This is a genomic window from Novosphingobium sp. BL-S-21, assembly GCF_055521655.1.
In genome coordinates this window covers 135075-154127 of record NZ_JBVFVP010000003.1, presented here as the reverse complement: position 1 = coordinate 154127, position 19053 = coordinate 135075, and the positions used below count along the sequence as shown (strand labels likewise).

Here is a 19053-nt window from a genome sequence, read left to right as displayed (position 1 = left end):
ATAACCTAATTAATTGGAATGAAGCTGACGTAGTGGTCGGGAGTATAATACATTTTTCCGTCGCTACCGGCGACGATTCGCTGCGGACCAGGGCCATTGACCCCCGGTGTTGGCACCACATACTCCTTGTAAAAGCCAGCAGGCTTCGCTGGCAAGAGTGGGCTCGATGCGCCCTTGGGAGCTCTATTCTGGAATATCGAACCGTCATTTCTGTGAGGGAAACTCCCTCCGGTCTTGATGCGATCTAGCGTCGGGCCGAGGTCGACGGTTCCCGTCAGAGTTTTACCTGCCTTTCGATCAATCACCACGACGGTATCGATAAAGCGAGTAGGAACCCTCTCAGCGGCAGAGTTCGCGCTGTGAGCGATGTTCGGTAACTCAGGTGGAGCGTTCACATCTGGGGTTTCTTTACCCACGGACTGGATGCTGCCCAGTGCGCTTGCGCTCCCGGCGAGGACGCCGACAGCAAAGACGGTTCCGTCGCCGCCGGCCTGCCCCTTGCCATCGCTCCATCCTGAATCAACGAAGACTTCGCCGATCTTCCCCGCAGCAAAATCCTTGGCCTGATCGCCGATCAGATTGACCGCAAACCCGACAGGGTCGGCAACCGAGCCGACAGCCGTCGCGACATTGAGCAGCAGCCCCGCGCCCGGATGCTGCTCGACAAAGGCCCCGACAGCTCCCCCGATCTTGGCCTTTGTTTCGCCGATATAGATGGGCGCATTGTCCATGAGGGAGCTTATAACGTAGCCTCGGTGGCCTTCGACCAGCGTTTCTTCAGGCCCGCTCGCAGGCGATGCTTTCGACACCATGTCCAGATAATCATCGACGATCGCCTGCTGGCGCGGATCGGCCTGCGCTGTGTCGAGCAGGGCCGAAAATGCTTGCGCGACCCGTTGCTTGGCATCTGGATCGTCGGGGTGTTGCAAGAGGCTTGACTGTGCTTGCGCGTATTCGTCGCGCGCTGATTGTTGCTCGGCCGTGGGAGGCGTGTCTCCCACGATTGCGGCAAGCATTTTGGAGGCCTGATCGTTGCCAATCTGAGCGGCCACATAGCTTGGAACTTTCTGATCGTTAACAAGCTGGACAAGGCTCGTCGCAAATCGCTCGATGACGCTGTTGCCGGGCTCGCTGTCGGCAAGGGCCTTCACTTCATTGACCACGTCACTAACGGGTTTGAACGGATTGTTGGCAAGCGCCGCTACGCCCTCCAGGATGACACTGTTCGTGGTATCCCCACCGGCAAGCGCGGCGAGCTCATTGGCTGCTCCTGCATCGACATAGACGCTGAATCCGGACGCGGTATCTTTGGTCACCACCTGGGCCTGCGCCAGATCGCGGTTTACATCGGCTAGAGGGGTACTGGAGGTGGTATCGGCGATGGTGACCAAACCTTGGCCGATCGTACCGGTGGTCTGCTGGCCAAATGCCGTGCTGGCATAGGCCCCGTCCAATATGGGGCTATTACCGTTATTATGCTCACTACTACGTGTCGGGTCATTGATGTTGGCCGATACTCCAACACTGACGTCGTGACTTGACGCACTGTCGGTGATATTGCCCACGATTAGCCGATCGGTGGCGAGTGTCAGCTGACCGCTGTCCTTGCCGGCGTCATCCACTGCTGCGATAACCGCACCGATGATCGAGGTGGTTCCGCCTACATGCGCATCAAGGGATCCACCTTGCGCGATCAATGAGGTCTGATCTGTGACTACCGCCGAGTGTCCGGAACCGGAGCCAACGGCTGCCCCGATGTTGCCTCCCAGAGTTGGCTTGCCGTAAGTCTGCTGTGGTCCGGACAACGTAGCGCCCAAGGCTACGCTATAGCTCGAACTTGATCGCGAGGCCGTGTCCTGCAGGCTCTCGAGGGTGAGGTCACGACCTGCTTCCACCGAAACGTTCGTAGCCGATGCATTGACACCAGATAATGTGGTGTCGCGTCCGGAGACGATGGTAAGCTGCTGTCCCCCATCTATTACGGTGTTGACCTGAGCCGTGCGCTCGCTGGTTCCCGAGGCTTTGCTGTGACTGAGCGTCGCTGAAAGCGAAGCGTTAACCCCGCCAACGATGCCAACGCCTACATTGAAGCCAATGCCCGCACCCGAAGTGCTGGAACTCGACGACGTTTCGGTATGCGCCTGAGCGCTATTCAGGATGACATCTTTGCTCGCCAGCAGATTGACCGAATTCTGGCCAGTGACGGTCGACCCGGTGATCGTAAGATCGCCGTTGGTGGCGGCGATGATAACATTGTTGCCGGCGATGGATGAGCCAACGACCGCGCTTTCCGTAGTGTGACTGTGTGAGCGGGACGACGAAAAGCCCAGGTTCGCCGAGATACCCGCTGTATTGGTCAAGGCTGTCATTACGGCGCGGGTCGACCGCAGCGCTTCGGATACCGCTGTGATGCCTGTCTGCGCAGCCCCACCAGAGGCGTTGTCACCTATCCGCCCTGGCAAGCCTGCCAGGCTGTTCGCGGCTGCGGAAACGTTTTCATAAGGTTTGATCGACAGCCCGAAGCTCGACGACTTCGTGGTCTGCGTGTTTTTGCTGATATCAAGCGCATTGGCGATATCGATGGATTTCCCCGCAAGCAGCACGTCGCCACCGGCGACGACCTGGCTGCCGGTGATCGAGAGCTTGTCGCTGGAGACGATAGAGAGATCGCCGGCGGTGGTGCCAATGAGCGAACCGATGTTCGTAATATCCGCCGTATTGGCCGTGGTCTTGACTTTGCCGACGCCGAGGAACAGGCCGCCGCTGCCCAGGCTGAAGCCGGATTTCTTGACATTGACGGTCTGACTGAGGGTATCGTTTTCCGCCAGCGTGCCGATGGAAACAGGGCCGCCCGCCTTTATGCCAAGGCCGTTGGAAGCGACGAGGGCAGATCCGTTGATGGTCACCGCGCCCGGCGTCGATATGGCGAGGGTGTCTCCCGACAGGACCGAACCCACCACCGTTTCATCGCTGGTGCTGGTTGTGGTCGTCTTCGTTTTAGAGGACAGCAGGCCCTTCTTCTTCGTCCGGGTCGAGACATCGGCGGTGACGGTATCGATCACGCCGTTCACCGCGAACGAGCCCGCCGTCACCGTGAGGGCCTCACCGCTCGTGAGGCTGCCTCCGGTAATCGCTAGCGCGCCGGGCGTCGATATCAAAAGGCCTCCGGCAGCATCGATTGCGGCAAGGCTGCCCGTCGTGCTGGCGGCTATCGTAGTGACGGTGCTGCGTTTGCCGGTCTGTTCGAACTGTTGAAGCGTGCCGTTTTGCTGACCGGCGCTGATATCGATCCCCTGGGCACCGTAGAGTGCGATCGTTCCCGCGATCTTGTCGGTCGTCGTGATCGTGCCGCCGGTGATCGAGAGCGTCCCGCCCAGGGCACCGATCTGCACCGGACCACCAGCGGTTATGCTGGTGCCAATGTAGGTCTCCTGCGTGCTGGTGCTGTCAGAATAAGTGCGCTTGCCAGTGCGCTCGAACTCGGTGGTCGTCGCGGTCGCGGTACTGCCGCTGAGCGTCACGTCCTGCCCGGCGATCAGGCTCACCGAACCGCCAGAGGCGAGCTGCGCGGCGTTCAGCGCAATGTTGCTGCCCGCATTGAGCTGGAGGCCCGATGCAGCATTGACCGCTGCGCCGGCCACACCTTCGGTCATTGTTGCCGTGATAGTGAACTGGCCGTTGCCCGCGCGGTCGGTCCCGCCGGTGGCGCTGCTGGTAGCGATCGTGGAACTGACGATGTCCCGTCCCGCGGTCAGCGAGGCGATCCCGCCCGACAAGGCCTGGCCGTCGGCCAGCGTGTAGGTGCCTGTGCCATTCGCCGCGATCGTGCTGCCGCCTTGCAGGACGATGTCCTGCGCGGCCTTGGCGACGACGGTGCCGCCAGCGATCACACCGGCCGAGGCGTTGACCAGATCGCCGCCGTTCGCCGCCAGCGCGGCGATTTCGTTCGCCTTGATCGTACCGCTGTTGGTGATCCCGCCGTTGGCCGTGATCAGGACATTCGTGCCGCCTACCAGGGCGCCGCCGCTGATGGCCTTCGGATCCGAGGCCGAAAGATAGAGCACCGGCACCAGCACGTCGTGGCCATCGACGTTGGTGCTGACATACCAGAGGATCGGTGCGGTGAGCTTTGCCACCTGGTCGTCGGTCAGCGCCATGCCGAGGCTGAGGTTAAGATCGCTCTGCACATCGGCCGCGTTCTTGAGCAGGCCCTGATACTGGTCGAGCGCCGATCCGTAGTCCTGAAGCTGGGCCTGGCCGGTCTCGGCCTGCACCTGCTTGGAAACCAGCATGGCTTCGAACAGGCCGTCGCCAAGCCGGGTGTAGGTGGTTGCCCGATCAAGGTTCAATTGATCGAAGAAATACGAGGAATCGTACAGCGCCGCCTCGGAAGCGAGCGCTGCAGTGGTCGTGAAGAGATAGGCGGAGTTCGGATTGTTGGCATAAGTGAACAGCGAGCCATTGCTCGCAAAGCCTGATCCGCCCTTCTGGCCAGTCAGATTGAGGCTCGTCAGGAACGTGCCGAGGAATGCGCCGAAGTTCTGGCTGCCGATCGCAGGCAGGCTCGCGCCGCCAAACCCTGAGAGATTGGCGGTGCCCAGCGCAGCTTTGCCGGAACTCTGGGCAAGGTTTGCATTGCCGTTGCCGGTCGATACACCGCTCGCGGTCTGAAGCGCGGTCTCGCTGCCGGGATCGACCGAGAGCCCGTCGAGCGTGCCGCTGACGAACCCGGTCCTGGTCACGCCGCCGGCGGCGGCATTGGCCGCATCAATCGAGGCTGAATCCGCGCCAACCACGTTGGCCGAGACCACCGAGCCTTCCCGCTGTTCTGTGATCAAAGTCCCGCCGCTACCGATGGAGGTGTCGGTGCGCTTCGACGCATCGATGCGTCCGCCACTGCCCATCGTGATCGAGACATTTCCGGCGTTGCCAGCCTCGATCGGCACTCCGCCAACATTGCTGCGATCGATCCCGGTTTGATCGAGAGAAGACGTGACAAGCCCAGAGCTTGCTACGCCGCCACTGACGCCGGAAACGGTGCCAACGGTTCCCGCGACGCCCGCATTGCCATTGCCGGCAAGCGCGGCGGCACCGGTCAGTGCGGTGACGGCATCGGTGTCGCCCGCTCCGCCAGAGTGGCTACGCTGGGCTGTGGCCACATTTCCGCTGCCACCAATGGAAGTCGACGCCGTCGCAGCGCTGCCAGCGCCCTGCGCGGAAGTGACATAATTGCCTGAGCCGGAATTGCCGGCGCCGGCCGACGACGCGCGGCTTCCACCGATAAGGCTTCCTCCCCCTGATCCGATATTTGTCTCCCGGGTAGCTCCCCAGGCGTTGTTGCCGGTGCTGCCGGTAGCCGGGCTGCCATTGCCGGGACCAGAGGTTCCGGCATGCTCGATCGGCGCCAGCGCGGGGAAGGAATCCGCGCTGATACGATTGTTCAGGATGTTCTCGAAATTACCCGCCTGGATCGTCACGGTGCCGCCAGCCTGTATCAGCGTTGGCGCATTGGGCATGAAACTGTTGGACGTGCCGCTAACATAAGGGTCGCCGGAGGCGGTCGTGGATACCGTCGCGTTGACAAGCAGATCTGCTATGTTGCTGACGGTACCCGTTGTCGTGATCGCGATCGCCCCGCCCGCGAGGATGGCGGCATTACGGTTGACCACATTGCCGCCACCGGCGTTGATGCGAATGTCTCCGGCCGACGAGATCGTCGCAGTTCCGGTCGTGCCGGAGAGGTTGAGCCCCCCTGTTTCCAGCACAACCCAATCTGGCTCGGTGCAGCCCTTACCGTTACTTTGCAAACAGACTTTGACGCGCTTGGTCTCGGGAGAAAAGCTAAACGCTTTGATCTCGTTGGTCAGGCTTCCGCCGGTAAGGTCGATGCCGATGCCGCCACCCAGGCTCTGGATCGTGGCAGACCGATTGGCCACGTCATGCGCGGTGATCGCAATGTTGCCCTGCGCGAGGATCAGGCCGTGCTGGCCATTGCCTTGTGCGTCGCCCACATAGTCGTTGGCGAGCGTGCCTCCGGCCGTGAGCGTCAGGTTGCGGCCGCTGTAGATGGTGCCGGTGTTGGTGATGTTGTTCACGGCCGTGAGCGTGAGATCGCCCGAGGCGCCGAGCAGGCCCGAATTGATAATGTTGGCCGCAGAAATCCAGTAGTTGCCCGAGGGCGCGAAGCTGCCGCTGTTGTTGAAGTCTCCGGTCAGGAACAGCCCGGCGTTGGCCGCCTTGAAAGCCCCTGCCTGGTTGAGGAAGGAACCGCTGTCGGCCTGGGTTATGACGGTCAGACCGGTGATCCCGCCGTTCGCGCCGCCGGCGTTGTTGACGATATTGCCGCCGGCGGACTTGAGGAACACCAAGCCATCGGACCAGATCGCGCCGTTGTTGGTAAGATCGCCGGTGGTCTCAAGGTTGATATTTGCCGAAGCGCCAACATTGCGGCCGACCCCGGTCAGGTTGCCAGCTCCACCATGGGTCGTGAGCGAGCCGCTGCCGGTTACGGTGGCGGTGTTGGCAGCCAGCACAATCCGGCCATTCGACACCGTCGCACCGGCAAGCGTCACGTTGCCGGGAGAGGAGAAGCTGACGGACGTCTCGCCGGAATTGGTGCCCGCAAGCGCAAGCGACGCCCCCGACAAGCTCAGGGTGTTGCCCGCGACGAACTGCGCGGCGGCAGTGCTGGTCACGCCCGCCCCGTTTGCGGTGATGGTCAAGTCGCGCCCGGCCTGCATGCTGCCGTCGAGCGTCAGCCCGCCGGTCAGCGCAAGATCGCGGCCGGCGATGACGCCTAGCGTCAGCGGCTGCCCCGCGCCATCGGCGGTATAGCGCGCGCCGATGATCGCCTGGCCCGCGCCGATCGACATGTCGTTGCTGGCGACAAGCTGCGCTGTTCCGCCGATCAGCAGCGCGCCCGGCATCGTAAGCGAGAGATTGCGGCCCGCACTCAGCTTCCCGAAGACCGCCGCCGAGACCGGCGTCCCACTGAGGTCGTAAGTGACGCCATTTACCGCGACAGTGCCGCCGGCACGGCTTCCTGTGACGGCAAGGGAGAGATCGTTCGTAGCAGCGATCTCTCCGCCCGCCGCCAGATCGAGCACGCCGGTTGTGAGCGACACGTTGCGCCCCGCACCCAGCTTACCGGTCGCCGTAATCGTCGCAAAAGGTGTGGTCAGAGTTACGTCACCGCTGCTGGCGATCAACGAACCTGCCAAGGTAAGGCCCGACAGCGTGCCGAGGTTGGCGTTACCGAGATAGCTGGCAAGCGTTCCGCCCTGCCCCACGGTAAGCGTTGGCGCAGAACCGCCCCCGAAGCCGGCAAGCGTGATGTCGCCATTGGCGACCGCGCTGCCGCCCACGGTCAGGGCGCCGGTCCTGAAGGCAAGCCCTCCAGTCGCCGTCAGGGTGCCGAGACTGGACACTTGAGGTCCGCTCAGCGTGATGTTGCTACCCGTAATCGAGGGGGCCGTCTGGGCGCTTCCCGCCGAGATGAGGCTGCCTGCGGCAAGCGTCATCCCGCTCGTGCCGGTCAGCGACACGCTGCCATCGGCAACGATCGCGCCGCCCAGCGTCAGGCCCTGAGCCGAGGTCAGAGTGATGTCGCCGTGCGAGGCCATGGCGGTATTGGCCGGGTTCGCAGCTGCGACAATATCGATGCTACCGGCCTCGGCAGTCAGACCGGTCTTGCCATAAAGGCCGGCGTTCGCCCCCAACTTGAGCGCACCGGAGGTTATGACCGAAAGGCGGCCGCCGTCCGAGGAGACCACGCCGTCCAGCGTCATGTCGGCGTTGCTGCGCAGCGTTACGCCTTGCGCCGCACCGATCGTGCCCGGCGAGATGAAGCTGCTGCGCGCGGTGATCGCAAGCGCGCCGCCCGACAGAATGGCGCCGCCGTTGGCAAGCGAAGTCGAAGTGAGCGTCAGGTCGCCGGCGCTCTTGAGCGTCCCGCCTGCTGCCAGCGTGACAGTGGGAATGTCGAGCCAGAGCGCCGCGCCGCTTTCGACGGTGGCGGGGCTGCCCTCAATCCTGAGGTTTGCGGTGGACAGGCCAAGAGTATTGTCGGCATGGATCAGACCGGTGTTGACGATCGAACCGGCGGCGAGCGTGGCGTTCCCCTTGCTTCCACTCTGGCTTGCCGCCGCGACGATAGTTCCGGCATTGTCGATGGAGGCCGCAGCAAGCGAAAGTGTGCCGCCGCTGCGGCTCGCGCCCGAACCCCCGGCGAAGATTCCTGCCCCGGCAAGATTGGTCAGCGCGCCGCTGGCGGCAAGCGACAGATCACCGAGCGACACCAGGGTTCCCGCCGATCGATAGGCCCCGTCCAGAATGAGGGACATCGCCGTGTTCGACTGGAGCAAGGCCCCGCTAGCCAGCGTCAGATCGGTACCGTTGTAGGTCAATGCCTGGTTCGCGACGACTTCGCCGCCGTCAAGCACCGTCAGCGCGGCAGCATCAAGCGTGAGGCCAGTCGCAGCATACGTGCCGCCGTTCCCGGCAAGCTTGCCGCCCAACACAATGGTTGATCCAGTGAGCGCCACCGTAGCGTTGTTGGAGACGATCGCGCCAGTGGAACGAAGCGTGCCGCCGCTGGTCAGGCTGATGGCACCGAGCGGTGTCCCGGCGCCCTGTGCGCCTGCGCCGATCAGGCCGCTATTGGTAAGATCGCCCGCCGCCCGCAAGGTGACAGCGCCGAGGCTCTGCACACTAGCCGCGCTGCCCATCGAGAGAGCACCTCCGGTGGAGACAAGCGTCGCGCCGTTCTGGCCGTAGGTTGCCCCCGACAGGGTAATATTGCCGGTGGTGGTCGCGGTAAGCGTTTCGCCTGCCAGCAGGCCGCTGCTGACAAGGCTTGCTCCGGAAAGCGTCAGGGCTTTACCGGCCTGTACGCTGCCCTGGTTCGTCACGGCGCCGCCCGCAGCGATCGTGACGTTACCGGCCCCTGCAAGCGCGACGCTCCCCGCCCGGTCCGCACCGATGGTTATGCCCTGCGCCGCAGTGAGCGTTACGTCGTTATTGGCCGCGATCACGCCCATGGCGCTGATCGCCCCGCTACTGGTCAGGCTGAGCTGCCCGTCCGCGCCGGTGCCATAGGCGGTCAGATGCGAGGCACTGCCGAGCGTGATATCGCCGCCCGTGGCGGACAGCGTGAGGTTACGTCCTTCCAGTCCGCCCATCACTTCGAGGGCGCCTGCCGTCGTTCCCGCCGATATGTTGCCCAGCGACTGGAAGGTACCGCCCAGCGAAAGGGTCTGGGCGACAAGATTGATATCCGCGCCGGTGCTGACCGTGCCGGTGTTGACGAAACCGGGGCTGTTGAAGGCAATACCGCCGGTTGAGTACAGCAGGCCGGCATTGCGGATGGCCGTCCCTGCACCGAGCGTCATCTGGCCGACGCTGATCACATTGCCCGAGGCATCGGTCGTACCGGTCTGCAGCATGCCCGCCGCCGTCAGCGAAAGGGTGCCCCTGATATCGGTAGCGAGCTGCCGAGTGCCGATGAGCGCACCGGACACATTGGCATCGCCCGTCGATGTCAGCGTTACGTCGCCAGCAGACAGCACCGCGCCATTGGCGATGTCTGTGTTGCCGGCGGTGCTGGTAAGCACAAGCGCGCCGTTTCCGCTGACAGTGCCGCCGAGAGCGAGCGAACCGCCCTTGAGGGTGATGGCGCCAACGGCCATCGTCGTACCGGCGTGGGTCAGGGCGCCGGCGGCATCGAGCGTGAGCGCGCCGTTGGAGCCGATCGCCGCGTTCTGGACGAGACTGCCGCCGCTGGTCACCGTCAGGCCGGAGAGCCCGGACAGGGTACCGCCCAGGGTGACGCTCTGCGTGCCGCGAGCGGTCAGGGCGCCGTTTGCCTTCAGCGTCCCGCTGGTGGTCAACGTGCCGGCGGTCATGCCAAGGTTGCCGAGCGTGACGATAGTGCCGCCCGCCGCCAGGGTTCCTGCCGACAGCGTGCCATTGCCCGTGGCGCTGACTTCGCCGCGAAGGTCGAGCAGGCCGGTGGCAGAAAGCGAGAGATCAGCCAGGCTGGTTACCGCACCGCTGCTGGCATCGACGGCGCCCGCGATCAGGGTGCCGGTATGGTAGGCATCCCCTGTGCTGGCGACCGTCACGTCCTTTACGCCTTGAAGGATGCCCGCGGCGGTGAGCCCACCCGTCGTCAGCGAGAGCGTGTCGCCCGCCTGCAGGATGGAGGCGGCCCCCAGCGTGGTCGCACCGCCAGTGAGCGTGAGCTTGCCGCCAGCGGCCAGCATGCCGGTCAGATCGAGGCTGCCCGCTGAGTGCACGGTCAGATCGCCCAGCGCGGTCAACTGGCCGCCTACCGCCATGCCGCCCGTGCTGACGAGACCAAGACCGGCGTTGCTGACGGCATCGCCGTTCAGCGCCAGACCGGCGCCCGAGAGCGTCAGACCCTTGTCGGCCACGATCGTGCTGCCTGCCGCGCTCGACAGATCACCGAGCGCAGTCAGCGACAGCATGCCGCTTGCCTGGATATCCGCGCTGCTCAGCAGCGACAGGGCGCCGTCCGCACGCAGCGTCGAGGCACCGCCCAGCAGCTTGCCGGCAAGCGAGAGATCGCGGCTCGCCGTCAGGGCAAGAAACCCGCCGGTCTGCACATCGCTGCCAGCACCGAGCGCGAGGGTGCGGCCCGACAGGTCCAGACTGCTGGTCCCGATCAACGTCCCGGAAAGCGTGATATCGCGGGCAGTAATCTTGATCGTATCGGCCGAGATCGTCCCGGCCGCCGCATAGTCGGCACTCGTGTCGACGGTGAACGCCCCCTTGGCGAACACGGTGCCGGCATTGGTGAACGCGCCGCCATAGGTCAGCGTGACATCTGCAAGGTTGGAGGCGATCGTCCCGAGATTGGCGATATCGCCAAGCGCTGTGACCTTGAGCGATCCGGCCGAGGCCAGCGTGCCGGTGCTGCCCAGCGACAGGCCGCCGAGATCGGCGGTGAGCTTGCCGTCGGCCCAGACACTGCCCTCGACGTTCAGGACATGGCTTGCCAGCGCAGTGAGATCGTCCGCAGCCGACACCAGACCGTAGACGTCGATGTCTTCGGCGGTGAGCGCAACCGCCCCGTTCGAGGCGAGTGTCCCCGGCAACGCCAGCATCGTGCTGCCGCCGCTAGAATCCGCCAGCTGCGGAACGTCGAGCGTGAGCGAGGTGGTAGAACCAACCGGCTCGCCGCTGCCGGAACTGCCTCCAGTAGGACTGCCGCTGCCTGAGGAACCTGACCCACCTGCCGAACCGGATGAACTACCGCTGGAGCCGCTGCTGGAACCGCCGCCCGTCGATCCCGAAACGCTTCCCGGTGTGCCGATGGTCAGGCGCTTCAGCGCGGTGAGCGACACATCGTTGCCGGCCTGGATCGTGCCGCTGAGAGTCAGGTTACGGGTATCGGCGAGCAGGTTGACGGTGTCATTGGCGAGAATCTGGCCCGACACCGCGATCTCGGGCGCGGTGAACGAGAGCGCACCGCCACTGGCGAGCGTGCCGGTAAGCGTGGCGCTCGTCCCGGCATCCAGCGTGGTCACGCCGCTGGCCTGCACGGTGCCGCCCAGCGCGAGCGCTTGCCCTGCCCCGAGGGAGAGCGTGCCCTCGCTCTGGAGGGCGCCCGCAGTGGTCAGGTTACCGGCGGTCACGCCGAGACTGGTCTTGGCGTACGTCGCAGACGTCGCCGCGAAGTCGGCATCGCCGCTCGCGGTAATCGTCAGGGTATTGCCGGCAGCCATGCTGCCGGCGGACGCGAGGCTGGCTGCCGTAAGCTCGAGATCGCCCGCGGCGTATAGCGTGCCGGAAAGCTGCGCCTTGCCGGTAGCCACTGCGGCAAGCTCGGTGCCTGCCTGTAGCAGCCCCGACGACACGAGATCACCGCGCGCATCGAGGGTCAGCGCATCGTCGGAGACGATCTGGCCGCTGTTCGCAAACGCCCCGGTGCTGCCGATCCGCAGCGGTCCGCTGCTGGAAATGAGCCCGGCGTTATCGAGCCCGGCAAGGTCGAGGGTCAGCGCCGTGCCGCTCTGCAATGCGCCGCTCGCTGTCACGGTCAGCTCGCCGATCGTGCTGGCGATGCCGGTCAGGCCCGATGCCGTTCCGGAGATCGTGACCTTCGAGGCATTCAATCCAAGAACGGCGTTGGTCACGTTTTTGCCGGTCAGCGTGAGCTCCGGCGCTGTCAAGGTCAGCGCGCCTCCGGCCTCGAGGGCGCCGGAACTAGCAAGCAAGAGATAGGCATTGAGATCGAGCGTTTTGTCGGTCTGCACCGTACCGCTGTTAATGATCGCGGCGCCGGAAAGACGTACCGGACCGCCTGCGACGATCGATCCGGCATTCGTGATGTTCCGTGCCGCGCTCAAGTCTATCGCGCCGGCGCTTTGCAGGGTCGCCTTGCTGGCCAGCGCGATAGTCCCTGCACTCGAGGTCACGGAGACCCCGGTTGCACCATAGGCCGCACCGGCAAGACTGATGTTGCCGGAGGTGGTGACGAGGAGCGTTTCGCCGCTCAGCAGGTCGCTGCTGTCGAGGCTTGCCCCTGAAAGCGTCAGGGCTTTGCCCGCCTGGAGGGTTCCCAGGTTGGTGAGTGCACTGCCCGCAGTGATCGTCACGTTGCCCGCGCTTGCCAGCGCCTGGGTGGCATTCTGATCCGCGCCGATGGTCACACTACCTGCGGTCGAGACCGCAATGTCACCATTCGCCGCAATCAAGCCCAGCGCTTCAATCGCATGACTGCCCGACAGGCTGAGCAATCCGTCTGAACCTGTGCCATAGGCCGTGAGGTGCGAGGCGTTGCCGAGCGTGAGGCCGCCGCCGCTGGCGGCAAGCGTGACATTGCGCCCTTCCATCTCGCCAATGACCTCGAGCACCCCCGAGGTGGTACGGACCGAGATATCGCCCATCGACGTGAAGGTGCCGCCCAGCGAGAAGCTCTGCCCAACAAGGTCGAGATCCGCACCGGTGATGACAGTGCCGGTATTGATGAGATCGGGGCTGTTGAAGGCGATCCTTCCGCTCGAAGACAGCAGGCCGGCATTGACGATGCCGGCGCCTGCCCCGAGAGCCATGTGACCGGGGCTGTCTACATTGTCTTCGGCATCGAACGTGCCTGCCTGCAGCGTGCCGGTCGAGGTCAGGAACAGCGTATCGCGGGCATCGACGGCAAGCCGCGTGGTGCCAACGATCGTGCCGGCGACGTTGGCATAGCCCGCCGATGTCAGCGTTACGTCGCCCGCCGACAGTACAGCGCCATCGGCGATTTCCGTGTTGCCGGTGGTGCTGGTGAGCGCAAGCGCGCCGTTCCCGCTGACAGTGCCGCCGAGAGCGAGCGAACCGCCCTTGAGGGTGATGGCGCCAACGGCCATCGTCGAACCGGCGTGGGTCAGGGCGCCGGCGGCATCGAGCGTGAGCGCGCCGTTGGAGCCGATCGCCGCGTTCTGGGCAAGAGTGCCGCCGCTGGTCACCGTCAGGCCGGAGAGCCCGGAAAGCGTACCGCCCAGGGTGACGCTCTGCGTACCGCGAGCGGTCAGAACGCCATTGGCCTGCAGCGTCCCGCTGATCCCCAGCGTGCCGGCGGTCATGCCAAGATTGCCGAGCGTGACGAGAGTGCCGCCCGCCGCCAGGGTTCCTGCCGACAGCGTGCCATTGCCGGTGGCGCTGACTTCGCCGCGAAGGTCGAGCAGGCCGGTGGCAGAAAGCGAGAGATCAGCCAGGCTGGTTACCGCACCGCTGCTGGCATCGACGGCGCCCGCGATCAGGGTGCCGGTATGGTAGGCATCCCCTGTGCTGGCGACCGTCACGTCCTTTACGCCTTGAAGGATGCCCGCGGCGGTGAGCCCACCCGTCGTCAGCGAGAGCGTGTCGCCCGCCTGCAGGATGGAGGCGGCCCCCAGCGTGGTCGCACCGCCAGTGAGCGTGAGCTTGCCGCCAGCGGCCAGCATGCCGGTCAGATCGAGGCTGCCCGCTGAGTGCACGGTCAGATCGCCCAGCGCGGTCAACTGGCCGCCTACCGCCATGCCGCCCGTGCTGACGAGACCAAGACCGGCGTTGCTGACGGCATCGCCGTTCAGCGCCAGACCGGCGCCCGAGAGCGTCAGACCCTTGTCGGCCACGATCGTGCTGCCTGCCGCGCTCGACAGATCACCGAGCGCAGTCAGCGACAGCATGCCGCTTGCCTGGATATCCGCGCTGCTCAGCAGCGACAGGGCGCCGTCCGCACGCAGCGTCGAGGCACCGCCCAGCAGCTTGCCGGCAAGCGAGAGATCGCGGCTCGCCGTCAGGGACAGCGCCCCGCCGGTCTGCACATCGCTGCCGGCACCGAGCGCGAGGGTGCGGCCCGACAGGTCGAGGCTGCTGGTCCCGATCAACGTCCCGGCAAGCGCGATGTCGCGGGCAGTGATCTTGATCGTATCGGCCGAGATCGTCCCGGCCGCCGCATAGTCGACACTCGTGTCGACGGTGAACGCCCCCTTGGCGAACACGGTGCCGGCATTGGTGAACGCGCCGCCATAGGTGAGCGTGATATCTGCAAGGTTGGAGGCGATCGTCCCGAGATTGGCGATATCGCCAAGCGCGACGACCTTGAGCGCCCCCGCCGAGGCCAGCGTGCCGGTGCTGCCCAGCGACAGGCCGCCAAGGTCGGCGGTGAGCTTGCCGTCGGCCCAGACACTGCCTTCGACATTCAGGACATGGCTCGCCAGCGCGGTGAGGTCACCCGCTGCGGACACCAGACCGTAGACATCGATATCTTCGGCGGTGAGTGAAACCGCCCCGTTCGAGGCGAGTGTCCCCGGCAACGCCAGCATCGTGCTCCCGCCGGTGGAGTCCGCCAGTTGCGGAACGTCGAGCGCAAGCGAGGTCGTGGAGCCACCCGAACCACTGCCGCTCCCCGAACTGCCACCGGTCGAGCTGCCGCTGCCGGATGAACCGGACTCCCCTGCCGAACCGGAAGAACTGCCGCCAGAGCCGCCACCGACGGAATCCGATGCGCTTCCTGGCGCGCCGATCGTCAGCCGCTTCAAGGCGGTAAGCGACACATCGCTGCCCGCCTGGATCGTACCGCTGAGGGTCAGGTTGCGGGCATCGGCGAGCAGGTTGACGGTGTCGTTGGCGAGAATCTGGCCCGACACCGCGATCTCGGGCGCGGTGAAGGAGAGCGCTCCGCCGCTGGCGAGCGTGCCAGCAAGCGTGGCACTCGTCCCGGCATTCAGCGTGGTCACGCCGCTGGCCTGCGCGGTGCCGCCCAGCGCCAGCGTTTGATCGGCAGCGAGCGAAAGCGCGCCCTCGCTCTGGAGCGCGCCCGCGGTGGTCAGGTTACCGGCGGTCACGCCGAGACTGGTCTTGGCGTACGTCGCAGACGTCGCCGCGAAGTCGGCATCGCCGCTCGCGGTAATCGTCAGGGTATTGCCGGCAGCCATGCTGCCGGCGGACGCGAGGCTGCCGGCCGTAAGCTCGAGATCGCCCGCGGCGTATAGCGTGCCGGAAAGCTGCGCCTTGCCGGTAGCCACCGCGGCAAGGTCGGTACCTGCCTGCAACAGCCCCGACGACACGAGATCGCCGCGGGCATCAAGCGTCAGCGCATCATCGGAGACGATCTGGCCGCTGTTCGCAAACGCCCCGGTGCTGCCGATCCGCAGCGGTCCGCTGCTGGAAATGAGACCAGCGTTATCAAGCCCGGCAAGGTCGAGGGTCAGCGCCGTGCCGCTCTGCAAGGCACCGCTGGCCGTCAGGGTCAGCTCGCCGATCGTGCTCGCAATGCCGGTCAGCCCCGAGGCCGTTCCAGCGATCGTAACCCTGGAGGCATTCAACCCAAGCACGGCGTTGGTCGCGGTCGTGCCACCCAGCGTGAGCTCGGGCGCCGTCAGCCTCAGGGCGCCGACTGCCTTGAGATCGCCGCTGTTGGTGAGCGAGGCGGACGCTGCGAGGTCCAGCGTGTCGTCCGTCAGCACCACGCCGCGGTTGTCGAGGTTGGCCGCGGCAAGACGCACCGGGCCGCCCGCACTCACCGTTCCGGCCTGGGTGAGATCGGTAATCGCGCCGAGGGTTACCGCGCCGTTGCTCGTGATCGCCGCGGCCTGATGCAAGACCCCATCGCTGATCAGCGAGACCTCACCCAGGCTGACGATCCGTCCCCCGGCCGCAAAATCTTGTGCGGCATGAAGTGTCAGCGCAGCGCCCGATTGCAGATCAGACGAAGCACCCAGCGTCAAAGCGTCGGCATTGATGCGGACGCCGCCCAGACCTGTGGTTTGCCCATCAAAAGCCATGGCCCTACCGGCCAGTTGCAGCAAGCCACCAGCCTCCAACACGCCGTTCTGCGTGAGTGTACCGGTCGCCGAGAGCGTGGCATCGCCGCCTGCCGAGAGCAGGCCCGCATGTGTCAGGGGGCCGCTCCTCGCGGTGAGCGTCACCGCCTTGCCCGAGAGGAGTTGTGCGGTCTCGCCTGTGCTCAGGCTACCAGCAGCAAGCGAAAGGTCGCCTGCAGCCGACAGCGTGCCGGTAAGGTCCGCCGCACCGTCAACGCTTGCGGCGAGATCGTCACCCGAGAGAGCCTTGCCGGACAGTGCCAGCGTCTGCGCCGTGAGCGTCAGTTTGCCCAAGGATTGCGCGGTGCCGCCGATATCCACGGCCCTACCGCCAAGCGTCAGCGCCTGGTTCGAACCCAGCGTGCCGTTCAGCGCCAGCATATTCGCGGCGATCAGGCTGGCCGCACCATCGGCAACGATCTCGGCAGCGGCACCGCCCGTGAGATCGTTTGCCGATAGCAGCGTCAGCGTATCGCCCGAATGGACCGTACCCTGCACGGCAAGAGCGCCCGCATCGAGCAACAGCGCCTTGGCGCTGGAAAGTTCTCCGGTCAGCGCCGCCTTGCCGCCGACCGCCAGCGTGGTCCTGCCGTTCGCCTGGACCACACCTTCCAGCCCCGCGTCGCCGCGCACGGTCAGGTCCAGAGCGCCCCCGGTCAGCACCTTTCCGGAAAGCCCAAGCGTGTCAGCAGTAAGGGTCAAATCGCCCATGGACTGCACGGTGCCGGTGAGGTCGACCGACGAGCCGGTAAGCGTCAATGCCTCGTTCGAACCGACCGCGCCGTTCAGAGATAGCCCATTCGCCGCCGTAAAGTTGATCGGGCCGTTGGCGAGTATCTCCGCCGTAGCGGCAGAGGCGAAATCGTTTGCGGAACGCAGCGTCAGGGACTCGGCCGCCTGGACCGATCCCTCGACTGCGAGGGCGCCCGCATCGACCGAGAGCGACTTCGCACTGGCGAACTGGCCGTTCAGCGCCGCTTTGCCCCCGACCGTCAGCACAGCCTCGCCATCAACCTGCGTCACGCCGCCCAGCACAGCGCTCCCGAGCACCGAGGCGTCGAGATCGCCGCCGACCCGCAGCGTGCCGATCTGGCTGAGCGAGGTCGCCGCAAGCCTCACGCCATCGCCCAGAACCGTTCCTGCATTGGTCAGCACGGGTGCCGTGATCTGCGCCAGCCCGTTGGTCTGGAAGGCGCCTGCAGGCGTGATGGAAAAGCTCTCGCTGGCGGCTGCCGTGGCACTTGCCAGACCCGTCGCAGTCCCCGCCAGGACGATCTGGCGTCCGCTCAGGCTCAGCGCGCCGTTGGCGCCGAGCGAGCCTGTTACGTCGATCCGGTCGGCCTTGAGTACGGCATCGGCGGAGGACTGGATGATCCCGCGCGCATCGATCGCGCCCAGAACGTCGATCGACAGGCCATTGCCGCCGATCTGCCCGCCGCTGCCCGTGTTGAGGCTGTCACCCTGAATTGCGATTGCCCCGCCAGCGGCAAGCGCGGCGTTCCCGGTATCGATAGCGGCACCCCGTACCGCGAGATCGCTGTCGCCCGTGAGGTTGCCGTCCGCATCGAGACCGGCATAGGCGCCGCTGCCGCCAAGCGAGACGGCGCCTGCCGCCGTAAAGCTCGCCGCGCCAAGCGCCCCGGCGAACCCGCCGACCTGCTTGATCGATGACCCCGCAGCTATCGCCAGGTTGCCCCCGGCATAGGTCTGGTCGGCAAGAGTTACGCTGCCGCTTGCAGAGGTGACCGAGGCATCCGCCGACGAGGCTACCTTCGCCAGCGCGATGGCGCCGTCGGCGGTGATGGTGAGCGGCCCGTCGAGCGCAGCGACGGTACCGGCGAGGTTTACGCCGACGCCAGTACCGTTGCCGATCAGCCGGATGCGATTGGCGTACATCCCGCCGAGCAGCGAGGAATCGATCGCGATGGCAGGACCTGCGCCGCTGCCATTGGCGGTGCGGGCCGCGTAATCATAGGTGCCAGAGCCGCCCGCAATCGTCAGGTCCCGGGTGTAAAGTCCGGCATTGATGTGCGCGACCGAAGCGATGATATCGAAGTAATCGACATTTCCGGTCAGCAGCCCCTGGCCTTCGATGGTGACGTCGCCGCCGCTCGTCCTGAAGCCGGAGAAGGTTCCATCCGCGGCAAATTGCAGATTGGCGGCGGCCAGGCTTACCCGGGAGGTATTGATGAAGCCGCAGCCATCGCAGGTGATGCCGGTCGGATTGGCAATGACCAGTGCCGCTTGCGAACCGAAAACCTCGATCGGGCCGGCAAGCGACGTGCGCACCGTTCCGGTCACTTCGTTGAGAATGAGGCTGGCCGATTTTCCGCCCACGATATTGGGATTGGCCAGCAGGTAACCGCCGACCGTGCTCTGTCCGGTGGCGGGGCTATTGTTGAAGATCAGTCCTTCCGGACCTGCCGAAAGCGATGTGTAGACGTTGTAGGATGTGCCGTTCCGGTCGGGGGCGGCGATATTGACGATCGGCGTTCCGGCAGGCGTCACATCGAGGCTGGTGCGGCCGCCCGCGACCTGCAGCGGCGGGGCCTTTACCGGGGCGGTCTGGGCGGATGCCGACGCGAGCAAACCGGGCGATAGCGACGAACTGGTGAGCGCGGCAATGACGATCAGATCGAGCATCCGTCGGCCCGATCCACGACCGGCCCGAGGTGCGGGCTTGGAGGCAGTTGCGACTGCGGCCTTCGGGCACTTTTCCCGGACAGCGGCACGCGGGTCT

At 65.4% G+C, this 19053-nt stretch carries 1 protein-coding gene; it reads right to left on the bottom strand.

Translation table 11 applies throughout. The features are described 5' to 3' along the window. Positions 1-5: 5 nt before the first annotated feature. A complete protein-coding gene (locus tag ACZ1J6_RS23135; RefSeq protein ID WP_465128654.1) occupies positions 6-18956 on the bottom strand; it encodes a two-partner secretion domain-containing protein in 18951 nt (6316 codons plus the stop codon). Positions 18957-19053 lie beyond the last annotated feature (97 nt).

Bases quoted from the DNA above. Each gene is read 5' to 3' on its own strand.
- ACZ1J6_RS23135 (WP_465128654.1), bottom strand. From the start codon at position 18,956: ATGCTCGATCTGATCGTCATTGCCGCGCTCACCAGTTCGTCGCTATCG.